The sequence below is a fragment of the Winogradskyella sp. UBA3174 genome (assembly GCF_002364335.1).
Classification (GTDB): Bacteria; Bacteroidota; Bacteroidia; order Flavobacteriales; family Flavobacteriaceae; genus Winogradskyella.
On the sequence record NZ_DEXW01000008.1, the window covers coordinates 14,023 to 26,834 of the forward strand.

The following is a 12,812-nucleotide window of genomic DNA, read 5'->3' on the forward strand; positions in this document are numbered from 1 at the left end:
TAATTTAATTGCAGTCGGTATTTAAGTTGTCTATCCACTCTTCAATAAGGTTAACACCTTCAACATGTCTTAATGTTCTTCCTAAAAGTGGCATCCTGTAAGATTGTTCTAATGAGTTTAGTCTAAAATGTAAAACGGAATTACGAGCATCTCCAGGTTCTACAATACGTGCAAGCCCCTCTCCAAGATCTGTATCTGGATCTACGCAAACACCCATATTACTTGAGTCTTCTGTATCGTTATAATCAAATCGTAATGGACGATAAGCGCAATGTGTTTCTTCAGAATGGCAGTGCGCACAGTTAATGTCTAAATAAGCTCTAACTCTTAATTCTAGTGGCTCTGTAGTATTATTATAATCTGGTATGCGAGCAATTGCACCTGGCAATGAATTTTCTAAATACCCGACACTAATCAATTTATCTAATTGATTTTCTGGGCCATTAGAATAGTCATAGGTTAGGTTTAAATTTCTTGGTTTTGGTCCAATAGGTTGTGAAACCTCCATCACTTTATGGCATGTATGGCATTCTGGGCCAGCAGGTATTCTGTATTGCACAGAATTTAAGTCACCATTTTCTAGCCACTGTAGATCAACAAAACTACCACTCAAATCTAAAATTGTTGCATTTTGTTCTTCATTCCAAACATAGTTTGCGAAAATCCAACCATCACTTTTTTTAATCATTAAACGTGTTTCTAAAATACGCGTTTCGTTATTTGGTACCGTATTATCGTAATAAAAGTTCTTAATCAATACAGCACCAGTTGGGAAATTTAAAGGAACATCATCATTGATGTAAGTTGCTTTTGAATTGTTTGGCATCCAAACAAAACGCTTCTTTTTAGCGTAATCACTAAAGAGTTTGGCATTTAACGTATATGGCACTACACCATAATTAGGATTTAATTCTTTTATATCTCCTTGAAAAAAGTTGTATTCTGCAAGTGTTTGATAAGGTACATTCTCTAAATTAAAGGACACAGTTGATGTAGAAGTAATAGTTAGAGCAACAGTTTCTGTTTGGCAATTATTTAAAGTGTCGCAAATGGTATATTCAAAAGAATCTTCACCTGTAACATTTGGGTTAGCAGAATAAATGACAATGTCATCATTTGGATTATTAGGGGTGTTATTAGGGTCACTAATAATAGCCAAACCTTTAGACGGGTTGGTTATGGTTACACCACCGTTATTTGGAATATTTAAATCATTTTGAAATATGAAAATCTCAATAGTTGTGTCTTGGGATAATACGACAGAATCTTGCGTTGTCTCAATAATTAACGGAGTCATAGAGTCATCCGTTCCACATGAAAACATGAACAGAAATGAAAGTAAAAATAAGTTAATTGCGTATTTTTTCTTCATACAATTATACACACTGTATTAATTAAACAACTAAGTAGATAAAAACCCTACTAATTATTACAATTTATTATCAAAACTAGTGTTTTTTTATTAAAACACTTAAGTTCCTTAATATGACTAAAGTCAGGTACTTTTAACTTTTATTTAAACGTATTATATTTTAGCAGAAAGAAGCGATTTAAAATCCTAAATCTTACGTATTTATTAAAACGAAAGTATAAATAAATTAGAGGCATTGGAGCTAAGAAAGCTATCACTTTGTTTTTTTTATGTAACATTGGTTTTAACTTCACGAGATACCTAAAATATTTTTCGGGTGTCATTAAAAAATGCATAATACTTTTTATAGGATTCTTTATTTTTGGCCTTTCATAAGATATACCAACCTGGTTGTCAGCTACATTTTGATAAAATCCTTTGCTTAATGCTTCTAAAAATTTAAGCTTTCTGTTGTTTTGAAAAAGTCCAATTTTTAGCGCTAGTTTTGAAATAGATTCTTGCACAAGGCTAGTGTCATAACATATAGATTCTAAATCCACTAAAAGAGACTTATGTAAATCAAACATCTCTTTTTGGTGATCTTTTATGTGGTTATCATAGAGCCATTTTTCTTCTGGCTTGTGGTACTCTAAAGTGAAATCTTTAACATCTAAACTATAACCCAATACACTGCCATGATCTGCAGCAGAAAACTGTTCATAAAGCTGCATATTAGCCATTAAAACTTTATCGTTATAATTTGTATATGGCATTACCGAAAAATTAAGACCATAACGTTTCGTTTTTGGTTCAATATTGTAAATCTCACCTAAACCAAGGTAATAACCAGTGATAGAAATTTCTTTCTGAAAGAATTTATATAGTGACTCTTGCATGGTTCCACCCCATCCAATATCGACTAATGCGATCCCTTCATTTTTAATATCGGTATTAAAAGATTCTAAATATGTTTTAAAGGCTTTATGGTTTGATGCTCTGTGTGAATCGTAATACGTTCTAAAAGTTTTATTTGTTTTAAGTTGCTTAATTTCTGTTGATTTAAAAAAACCGTTAATTGTAGTCTTACTGTCAACATTGAGTTCGTTAACAATTTGTCTTTTTAACTTTACAGGACAATTAAATGTGACCAAAAAATCATCTATTGATATGTTACTATGTTTTTTACTGAGATAGCCAAACTTTTCTATTTCAATATCTTGTAAAGAAAATTGTAATGAGGCTTGTCTAGATATTTTTAAATAATGTGTATTTATTTTCTGACTTTTATCTATAAGTGTGAATTCTTGATAAGAGTCGAACAGCTTTTTTAGATATTGACCTTCTCTAGAAAGGAAATATAAATTTTTTATATTTTCCTTTTTGCATGTCTCATACATACGCTCAACAAATACGTGATAAAAAACAATGTATTCAGTATAGGGTATAGCAGAATTTTTATTGGTTAGTTTATAAAGATTATTTATAACATGCTTTAGCTTCTTCTTATCATTACCAAAGTTGTTACGTTTATTCTTTTTTAAATATTTTTTGTGCGGAAGGTGATAAGCGTTTAAGCCATTTTTTGTAGCATTAGCGTAATCACTTCTAAGATTGTCACCAATCATCATTGCGTCACCAGCGTTAATTGATAACTCAGATAATAGTTGCTTATAAATATCGCCTTTATGTTTGCTTTTTTCTAAAGCTGCTGAGCTATAGATACCGTCAAATAAATCAATAATACCATGATGTTTTAGTAACTTTTCAAAAAGTGACTTAGAACCGTAAAAATCTGAAACAAGATAAACTTTACCTCCATTAGATTTAAAATACTTTAACGTGTCTAATACATCTTGGTTAATATATTGAACACTACTTTCTGCTCTTACATCAGCGTCTTCGAATAGATTTATAAAGGCATTCTTCTGTTCATATTGTATAACATTAGAATTTATAAGACGTTTACAAATTTCTTCTTTTAAAGCGTTATATGGAATTTCAAAATCTATTTTATCTAATTTATCTACGAGGTAACGTATAGATTCTTGTCTAATAAAGTAAAGCTCATCAATAGACATAGGTAGGCCTAATTCTCTAATCATTAGTTTAGCCCATATTCTTAATGCATAATTAGGGTGAACCTTTCTATGAACGATAGTGTCATAGTAGTCTGTAAAAAGAAACTTAATGTTCTTTTCTTCAAGTTGTTTATGTAGTTGGTTAAGTGACAAAAGATTTAATTTGGTTAATAGCTAAAAAAGGGATTCTATCCTTTTACTTTTTCTTTGGTTTTACTTGGTAATATATCGAAACCCATAGTGTATAATGTAAAACCAAAAATATCAGCATATTGCTCTATGGTTTTACTGACAGGTGTTCCGGCACCATGACCAGCATCAGTTTCTATTCGTATTAAAGTTGGGTTGCTACCTGTTTGCTTACTCTGTAATTGTGCAGCGAACTTAAAACTATGCGCTGGTACAACTCTATCATCATGATCTCCGGTAGTAATCATTGTTGCAGGATATTCTACACCTTCTTTTACATTATGCACTGGGGAATAACCTTTAAGATATTCAAACATTTCTTTACTGTCTTCTGCGGTTCCGTAATCATAAGCCCAACCTGCTCCGGCAGTAAACGTATGGTACCGTAACATATCTAAAACACCAACGGCTGGTAATGCGACCTTCATTAAGTCTGGTCGTTGCGTCATAGTCGCGCCAACTAATAAACCACCATTAGAGCCACCTCTAATCGCTAAATAATCTGACGACGTGTATTTTTCTGTGATGAGATATTCGCCAGCAGCTATAAAATCATCGAAAACATTTTGCTTTTGCATTTTTGTACCTGCTTTATGCCAAGCTTTTCCATATTCACCACCACCTCTTAAATTCGCAACAGCGTAAATACCACCTTGTTCCATCCAAACGGCATTTGCAATACTAAAACCAGGTGTTAAAGGAATATTAAAACCACCGTAACCATATAGAATAGTTGGGTTTCTACCATTAAGCTCTAAGCCTTTTTTATGTGTAATAATCATAGGTATTTTAGTACCATCTTTAGATGTATAAAATACTTGCTGACTCTTAAAATCATCAGAATTGAAATCTATGCTAGGCTTTCTATACAATTCAGAAATCCCTTTTTCGATATCATATTTATAAATACTTCCTGGAGTTATGTAATTGGTGAAAGAATAATATAATTCTGATTCTTTTTCTTTTGCACCAAAACCACCAGTACTTCCAACACCAGGTAATATAACCTCTCTTATAAATTTACCGTCATAATCATATTGTAATACTTTTGAAACTGCATCTACCATATAATTAGCAAAAAAGTAACCTCCACCAGTAGATGGACTCAGTACATTTTTGGTTTCTGGAATAAAATCTACCCAGTTATCTGGCGAAGGATTAGACGCATCAACCGTAACTATTTTTTGGTTTGGTGCATTAAGGTTCGTCATTATGAAAAGTTTTGAACCTAAATTCTCAATAATATTTGAATCTGAATCAGTGTGGCCTAAAATTTCAACTAATGTTGAATTAGGAACCGTTAAATCTTTAATGTATAGTTTATTTCCTGAAGTTGATATTCTTGGTGTAATCACTAAATATTTGTTATCTTCTGTAACTCCGCCATAAATGTAGCGATGCTTTTCTTTGGCGCTGCCTCCGTAAATTAATTGGTCTTGAGATTGTTGAGTACCTAATTTATGATAATATACTTTGTGTTGGTCTGTTTTGGCTGAGAGCTCGCTCCCTTTTGGTTTATCGTAACTAGAATAATAAAACCCTTCGTTTTTATACCAAGACATACCACTAAACTTTATATCTACTAAAGTGTCTTCAATAACTTCTTTTGTTTCTGCATTCATTATTAAAATTTTACGCCAATCACTTCCACCTTCAGAAATTGCGTAGGCTAAAATTTTACCATTTTTTGAAAAACTCATGCCTCCTAATGAAATGGTACCATCTTCTGCAAATGTATTCGGGTTTAAGAAAATTTCTGCTGTTTTAGAATCTGTACCAGTTTTGTGCCTGTATATAACAGATTGATTTTGTAAACCGTCATTTTTAGAAAAATAGGTATAACCACCTTCTTTATAAGGAGCGCTAATTTTTTCGTAATTCCAAAGTTTAGTAAGGCGCTCTTTTAGTTCTGCTCTGTAAGGAATATGTTCTAAATAATCTAAAGTAACATCGTTTTGAGATTTAACCCAAGACTCTGTTTCCTCACTCCTGTCATCTTCTAACCAGCGATATGGATCTGCAACAGTTTCGCCAAAAAAGATATCTGTGGTATCAACTATTTTTGTTTCAGGATAATTAACGTTAAGAGTTTTCAATTTTTCTGTTTCATTTTTACAAGAAACAAAAATACTGAGTACTATAGTAATTAGAAGTATTTTTTTCATAGTTCGTATCTTGAAATAAAACAATGCTGAATTAAAATATAAGTACTTAAATCTTAATTTCTTAAATACTTGAATAAAACAATAGAGCAATATATGTACAAAATCAACTAAAAAATCAATTAATTAGTTGAAATACAAAATTTTACTGCTATTTGGAAAGTCTATAAAATGCTTTAGACTAAAGATTTACTAACCAAGTATTCAGCGATTTGTACTGTGTTTGTTGCAGCTCCTTTTCTAAGATTATCGCTTACAATCCATAAATTTAGTGAGTTGGGTTGAGAACCATCTCGTCTAATTCTACCAACAAATACATCGTCTTTTCCATTAGCATACATTGGCATTGGGTACACATTTGCGTCTAAATTATCTTGTACCGTAACTCCGTCAGTATTGTTAAGTAGTTCTCTAACTTCATTGAGGTTAAAATCTTCTTCAAATTCTACATTTACGGCTTCGCTATGTCCACCAGCTGTAGGGATTCTTACCGCAGTTGCCGTAATAGCAATCGCACTGTTATCTAATATTTTTTGAGTTTCTCGAACCAATTTCATTTCTTCTTTAGTGTATCCGTTTTCTTCAAAGACATCACAATGTGGAATTGCATTTTTATGAATCGGATAAGGATAAGCCATTTCTCCTTCTACACCAGCAATTTCATTTTCCATCTGCTCAACTGCTTTTATACCTGTACCAGATACAGATTGGTAGGTGGATACAACGATACGCTTTATTTTGTATTTTTTATGAAGCGGAGCAAGAGCCATTACCATTTGTATTGTAGAGCAGTTAGGATTTGCAATAATTTTATCATTTTTTGTTAATTCAGCAGCATTAATTTCTGGAACAATAAGCTTTTTTGAATGATCCATTCTCCAAGCAGATGAATTATCAATTACAGTTGTACCAACCTCAACAAACTTTGGCGCCCATTCTAAGGATGTTTCACCTCCTGCAGAGAACAGAGCAATATTTGGACTTTTTTCTATAGCGGCAAACAAACTAATAACGGTATAATCTTTATCTCTAAATTTTATTTTTTTCCCAACAGAGCGTTCTGAAGCGACTAATAATAATTCATCTATTTGGAAGTTACGTTCCTCTAAGACTTTAAGCATAACACCTCCCACTAAACCTGTTGCACCAACAACTGCTATTTTCATTTGTATTCCATTTAAAATAATGACGATAAAAGTAAGTATTAATTACAAGTAATATTTTAAAGAATTATTAAAAAAAGAACCGCTTCAATAACTTGAAGCGGTTTAAATAATAAAATATATAGTGTAGCGGTGTCGCTACATGTTTTATTTTTTTAGAGCATCTCTAATTTCAGTTAATAAATCAACCTCAGATGGTCCTGCTGGTGCAGCTTCTGCTGGTGGAGTTTTAGTTTTGTTATATGCTCGTACAATTATAAACATTACTAAACCAACAATTAATAAGTTAATTATGGTATTAATCCATGCACCGTAAGCAATAACCGCAGCACCTGCTTCTTTAGCAGCGGCAAGCGACACATATTCAGTTCCGTCCATAGCATAATGAAGATCTTCAAAATTCATTCCGCCAGCAAAATGACCAATAAAAGGCATAGCAATATTAGAGACAAAGCCATTAATAACAGCGCCTAAAGCACCTGCCATAATTACCGCAACGGCAAAATCAATCACGTTTCCGGTCATGATAAAATTCTTAAATTCTTTTAACATAATTTAGTGTTTTTAATAGTTAGTTGATGTTAGTTGGACACTAAAGTAGTTAAAAAAGTCACAATTTTTAATTACACGATTGTTATTTTAAGAATATGCGACTTACACGTTGTGATATCGAAGTAAGAATTTCATAAGAAATTGTATTAGCAGATTCAGCCAATTGAGATGCTTTGTGATTAGAATCAAATACAATAACTTCGTCTCCTTCTTCACACGAAATACCTGTTATATTAACCATTATCATATCCATACAAACGTTTCCGATGATGGATGCTCTTTTGCCATTAATTATTACAAATCCTTTTCTATTACCATAAATACGACTTATTCCATCCGCATGTCCAATTGGTATAGTAGCTGTTTTTTCAAATTTTTGAGATTTGTAGGCCCTATTATAGCCAACAGTTTCATCTTTTTCAATAGTATGAATTTGAGAAATTACAGATTTTAAACAAGCTATAGGTTTAAGGTTCGCGTCTTCTTTTGTAGAATTACCAAAACCATAAAGTCCAATGCCACAGCGTACCATGTCAAAGGTTGCTTTAGGGTAATTTAAAACACCAGAAGTATTACAGATATGCATCCATGGTTTATAACCAATTTTATTCTCAAATTCTGAAGCAATTGTTTTAAAAGTTTCAATTTGCTTAGTCGTAAACGTGAGTTCATTTTCATCTTCGCTAGCTGCTAAATGAGAAAACACCGATTTTGCTATAATAGAGGTAGTCGCTTTTAATTTTGAAACAATATAATCTACATCATTTTCTTGAAACCCTAAACGATTAAGACCTGTATTAAATTTAATATGCACAGGATATTTCGACTGCGATTGCTCTTCAGCAATTTTTATAAATTCAGTTAAAATCTTAGTACTATAAATACTAGGTTCTAAACAGCGATCAATAATCATTTTAAAATTTGTTGATTGTGGGTGTAAGACTAAAATAGGTGTGGTAATACCAGCATCTCTCAGAATAACACCTTCTTTTGCGTAGGCAACAGCAAAATAATCGACTTCTAATCTTTGAAGATGTTTAGCAACTTCTACTGAATCACTCCCGTAAGCAAAAGCTTTTACTACAGCTAAAAATTTTGTTTTTGGTAGTAATTTTGATTTTAGATAATTGAAGTTATGAGTAAGTGCACCTAAATCAATTTCTAATATAGTTTCTAAGGCTTTAGGCATCAGGCTTTTTTTCTTTAGAATCTATTTCTTCAGCTTCATTCACTTTCATTTGTCTTACTTTGTCGCGCACCATACTTTTATAATATGCTGCTCTGCTTAGTGGCTCATATTCATCTACTTCTCCAAGTAAAACTAAATCATCGCTTTTTGATTTTCTATAACTGTATTGTGCCAGATTACCTGTTTTTGTGCAAATAGCATGTACTTTAGTAACATATTCTGCAGTTGCCATTAGGTATGGCATTGGTCCGAAAGGATTACCTTTAAAATCCATATCTAAACCAGCAACAATGACTCGCACACCTTTATTGGCTAAGTCGTTACAAACACGTATTATTTCGTCATCAAAGAATTGTGCTTCGTCAATACCAACCACATCACAGCCATCAGCTAGTATAGGAATGTTAGCAGCAGCAGGCACAGGTGTAGAACGAATTTCATTTGCATCATGAGAAACGACCATACCTTCATCATAACGCACGTCAACAGAAGGTTTAAAAATTTCAACCTTTTGTCTAGCAAATTTTGCGCGTTTCAATCTACGTATCAGTTCTTCTGTTTTACCAGAGAACATAGATCCGCAAATCACTTCTATCCACCCAAATTGTTCTTTAGGATTTACCGTATTTTCAAGAAACATTTCGTAATTTTAGCACTAAAACGTAGTATTAATTCGTTTGTATAAAGGTCAATCAAATTTATCAAAAATCAAAAGCAAAATGAAAAAGAAATTAGAATCAGAATTAGTTAGTATAGCACATAGAATTCTAAAACTGAAAGGTAGAGAAGATGTGGATAAGATGCATGACGAGGTTTCAGTATTATATGAAAAACTTACCGTCCTAAAGTTTGCACAAGAAAATTTTGAAGATGATATGCCAACTATAGGTAATGACTCTTCGTTTTTTGATATGTTAGATACCGCGTTTAATAATAAGGTAAGCGATAATATTGAAGTTGAAAATAAAACATACATCAATTTAGATGAGAATGAAGATGATGGTATTATAGAGCCTGTAATGGAAAAGATCAAAGATATGGTAGCACAAATGCCTGAGGAGACTCAGCAAGTAGATGCTCTTATAGAAAAGACTTTTACTAAGGAAGCTCCAACCACCATAGAATTTGAAAACATATCATCTGATTTTGCAGAGATACCTGAATTTGAACCTATAGAAGATGCTCAAAAAAGAGAAGATGAATTAGGTAAGAAATCCCTAAATGATAAATTAAAAGGAAAAAGTCTGCAGATAGGGCTGAATGATAAATTAGCATTTATTAAGCACTTATTTGATAGCCAGAGTGAAGATTATGACCGTGTTATTTCTCAAATTAATACCACGCATTCGTTTTCAGAAGCAAAAAAATTAATTTTAGAAATGATTAAACCAGATTATAATAATTGGGACGGTAAAGAAGAATACGAAGATCGATTTATTGAGATTGTAGAAAACAAATTCAACTAAATTGATGAGAATAAAGCAAATTATGTATTGGCTAAGCACTGCTGTATTATGTAGTATTTTTTTGTACTCAGCTTTTATGTATTTTACTAATACTGAAATGGTAAAAGGCTTTTTTGAAAACTTTAGTTATCCAACATACATCGTAATTCCTTTAGCAGTTGCAAAAATTATAGGTGTAGTAATCGTGCTTTGGAGACCAAGTCAATGGCTTATAGAATGGGCTTATGCAGGCCTCTTCTTCAACTTAGTTTTTGCTACCGCTGCACATCATTATGCAGGTGATGGTATTTTAGGTTTTTCACTATATGGCTTAATTGTTATTTTACCTTCTTATTTTTTAGGTAAATATATTAGAGTCTAACAGTTTATATATAACCACCCAATTATAGAATCGAGTCCGTTTATTTTTAAGATATAATAATAGGTACCTAATGGCATTACTTTATCTTGCTTAAGAATTCCCATATTTGCTCTTCCATTCCAAGTATTATTATAGTTACTAGCTTCAAAAATTTTAACTCCATATCTGTTGTATATTTTGAGTCTATTCTGTAGATAATCTTTTACACAAGCCATTATCTATGATAGCAGTTGCCGTATCTTCATTATTAGCGGAGTCTCTGTCTTTTGTGCCTAAATTGATTATTGTTATTGTAACTTCTTCTCCAATTGAAACTTCAGGAGGGAACACATCTTTTAGAACTTCAATATTAGCATCACTTGGGTCTTCTATTACTGCTAGAGTTGCACTGTTTTGGGACGTATCGATATTAAAAGTATCTGTAAAATTATTAGTATCGTTTAGGTAAGAACCAACAATATTTGAGGTTACCAACACAGCAAATGTGCAAGTGTTTACTCCTTCTGGAAAGGATAAATCCATAGCACCAACAGGGGCATCTCCTGTTGTTCCTAAGTTTACACAGTAGATGCACAATATTAAAAATAGTTGTGTTAATGTATCTTAAAAGATTGTAAATTTGATTAATAGAAACGTATTTTATGAAGCTCTACCTAGTACCAACACCAATAGGGAATTTAAAAGACATCACTTTTAGAGCTATAGAAGTTTTAAAAGAAGTCGATTTAATTTTAGCTGAAGACACAAGGACTTCAGGTAAACTTTTAAAACATTTTGAAATTACTACACAAATGCAAAGTCACCATATGCATAACGAGCACAAAACGGTGAATCATCTCATTGAAAAATTAAAATCTGGCGTAACCATTGCTGTCATTAGCGATGCTGGTACTCCAGCTATTTCAGATCCTGGTTTTTTATTAGTTAGAGCATGCGTAGAGCATAATATTGAGGTAGATTGTTTACCAGGCGCAACTGCTTTTGTTCCTGCTTTAGTTAATAGCGGATTGCCAAACGATAAGTTTGTTTTTGAAGGATTTTTACCTGTAAAGAAAGGTCGTCAAACAAGATTATTGTTATTGGCAGGAGAAACTAGAACCATTATTTTTTATGAAAGCCCACATAAGTTAATTAAAACTTTAGGACATTTTTGCCAGTATTTTGGAGAAGATAGACAAGTCTCAGTATCTAGAGAAATAACAAAACTTTACGAGGAAACTGTCCGTGGAACGGCTAAAGAAGTCTTTGAACATTACACTAATAAACCACCAAAAGGTGAGATTGTAATTGTGGTTGCAGGAAAGAAATAAACCTATAATGAGTATTTAATTAGTTTTACGTAAGTTAGAGTGTCAAGCTTTTTCGCTTGTTGTATCGAGAACTTTTTAATATGGAAGATCTACTTCACAATATAAGTCAATGCACAATATGTAAAGCACATTTACCTCTTGGTCCAAGACCGGTTGCAACTGCACATATAAATTCTAAAATTGTAATTATAGGTCAAGCACCAGGAACTAAAGTCCATGAATCTGGAATTCCATGGGACGACCAAAGTGGAAAGAAACTAAGACAATGGCTCAATGTTACTGACGAGCAATTCTATAACACCGAAAACTTTGCGATTATACCTATGGGATTTTGTTATCCTGGGAAAGCAAAAACTGGAGACTTACCACCAAGGCTAGAATGCGCACCACAATGGCACGAGCAATTATTAGATAAAATGCCAAAGGTTGAGTTGATAATTTTAATTGGCGCTTATGCGCAGAAGTATTATTTAAAAGATAAAGCGAAGCGAACATTAACGGAAACGGTTGGAGATTACAAATCGTATTTACCAAAGTATTTCCCGATTCCGCATCCATCACCTACTAATCGTTTTTGGAGAAGTAAAAATCCCTGGTTTGAGGAGTTGATTGTTTCGGAGTTGCAGAAGAAGATTGGGTATTTGATAAAATAAATGTTATTGAAAACCCACATGAAACACAAGTAAGATCTGTTCTATTTATTCCAATTGATTATATTATCTCTTTTTGTGTTCTTCTCAAAACTTTGAATCTCCTTTATAGTTGCCTCAGGGTATAATTTTTTATGTTGCTTTAACCTGATAAGTTTACCTAAACTTAAAACGTTACATAATCCGATTATCAAGCTAGATATAGCACCAATAATTAAATAAGTTTCCATTTTCAAATAATTCTTAAGCTAAAGTAAATAACAATATAGTATCTGTTAAGATATGAACATTTATACTTTAGACTTGTTATTTAATGCAAGCTATGACTAGGGTTTATTCTA

Annotated in this window: 13 protein-coding genes; 4 read left to right on the forward strand and 9 right to left on the reverse strand. The window is 32.4% G+C overall.

Translation table 11 applies throughout. The features are described from left to right. Positions 1 to 4: 4 nt before the first annotated feature. The 7 genes from B2U95_RS00865 to B2U95_RS00895 form a co-directional block, all read right to left on the reverse strand. Positions 5 to 1,372 (reverse strand): Ig-like domain-containing protein, encoded by a 1,368-nt coding sequence (locus B2U95_RS00865; RefSeq protein WP_296311440.1) that lies wholly within the window; start codon positions 1,370 to 1,372, stop codon positions 5 to 7. Between the two features lie 140 nt (positions 1,373 to 1,512). Beyond that, positions 1,513 to 3,582, reverse strand: coding sequence for an HAD family hydrolase (locus tag B2U95_RS00870; protein ID WP_296311444.1), 2,070 nt, complete (start codon positions 3,580 to 3,582; stop codon positions 1,513 to 1,515). A gap of 35 nt (positions 3,583 to 3,617) precedes the next feature. Continuing rightward, the gene (locus B2U95_RS00875) at positions 3,618 to 5,783 is read right to left on the reverse strand and encodes a prolyl oligopeptidase family serine peptidase (protein WP_296311447.1); all 2,166 of its coding nucleotides are present in this window, start codon (positions 5,781 to 5,783) and stop codon (positions 3,618 to 3,620) included. 173 nt (positions 5,784 to 5,956) lie between these two features. Next, positions 5,957 to 6,946, reverse strand: coding sequence for an aspartate-semialdehyde dehydrogenase (locus B2U95_RS00880; protein ID WP_296311449.1), 990 nt, complete (start codon positions 6,944 to 6,946; stop codon positions 5,957 to 5,959). Positions 6,947 to 7,090: 144 nt separating this feature from the next. Beyond that, complete coding sequence (gene mscL, locus B2U95_RS00885; RefSeq protein WP_296311451.1) at positions 7,091 to 7,495, reverse strand: large conductance mechanosensitive channel protein MscL; 405 nt, start codon at positions 7,493 to 7,495, stop codon at positions 7,091 to 7,093. A gap of 82 nt (positions 7,496 to 7,577) precedes the next feature. Beyond that, a complete protein-coding gene (gene alr, locus B2U95_RS00890; protein ID WP_296311453.1) occupies positions 7,578 to 8,684 on the reverse strand; it encodes an alanine racemase in 1,107 nt (368 codons plus the stop codon). Continuing rightward, positions 8,677 to 9,324, reverse strand: a complete 648-nt coding sequence (locus B2U95_RS00895) for a thymidine kinase (RefSeq protein ID WP_296311454.1) — start codon at positions 9,322 to 9,324, stop codon at positions 8,677 to 8,679. The genes alr and B2U95_RS00895 overlap by 8 nt, the downstream gene beginning before the upstream one ends. A 79-nt stretch (positions 9,325 to 9,403) precedes the next feature. On the opposite strand from B2U95_RS00895, the gene B2U95_RS00900 reads away from it, so the two are divergent. Further along, a complete protein-coding gene (locus B2U95_RS00900) occupies positions 9,404 to 10,150 on the forward strand; it encodes a hypothetical protein (RefSeq protein WP_296311457.1) in 747 nt (248 codons plus the stop codon). Between the two features lie 4 nt (positions 10,151 to 10,154). Then, the gene (locus B2U95_RS00905; protein ID WP_296311460.1) at positions 10,155 to 10,511 is read left to right on the forward strand and encodes a DoxX family protein; all 357 of its coding nucleotides are present in this window, start codon (positions 10,155 to 10,157) and stop codon (positions 10,509 to 10,511) included. Here the strand turns inward: B2U95_RS00905 and B2U95_RS00910 are convergent. Both B2U95_RS00910 and B2U95_RS00915 read right to left on the reverse strand, forming a co-directional pair. Beyond that, positions 10,508 to 10,726 carry a gliding motility-associated C-terminal domain-containing protein gene (locus B2U95_RS00910; RefSeq protein ID WP_296311463.1) on the reverse strand — a complete coding sequence of 73 codons (219 nt, stop codon included), beginning with the start codon at positions 10,724 to 10,726 and terminating at the stop codon, positions 10,508 to 10,510. The genes B2U95_RS00905 and B2U95_RS00910 overlap by 4 nt on opposite strands. Then, a complete protein-coding gene (locus B2U95_RS00915) occupies positions 10,695 to 11,087 on the reverse strand; it encodes a hypothetical protein (RefSeq protein WP_296311465.1) in 393 nt (130 codons plus the stop codon). Before B2U95_RS00915 ends, B2U95_RS00910 begins: the two co-directional genes overlap by 32 nt. A gap of 65 nt (positions 11,088 to 11,152) precedes the next feature. Between B2U95_RS00915 and rsmI the strand changes: the two genes are divergently transcribed. Next, on the forward strand, positions 11,153 to 11,821 hold the full coding sequence (gene rsmI, locus B2U95_RS00920) for a 16S rRNA (cytidine(1402)-2'-O)-methyltransferase (RefSeq protein ID WP_296311468.1): 669 nt from the start codon (positions 11,153 to 11,155) through the stop codon (positions 11,819 to 11,821). A gap of 80 nt (positions 11,822 to 11,901) precedes the next feature. Beyond that, entirely contained in the window at positions 11,902 to 12,474 is a 573-nt protein-coding gene (locus tag B2U95_RS00925; RefSeq protein WP_296311473.1) for a uracil-DNA glycosylase family protein, read from the forward strand. The last annotated feature ends 338 nt before the right edge of the window (positions 12,475 to 12,812 follow it).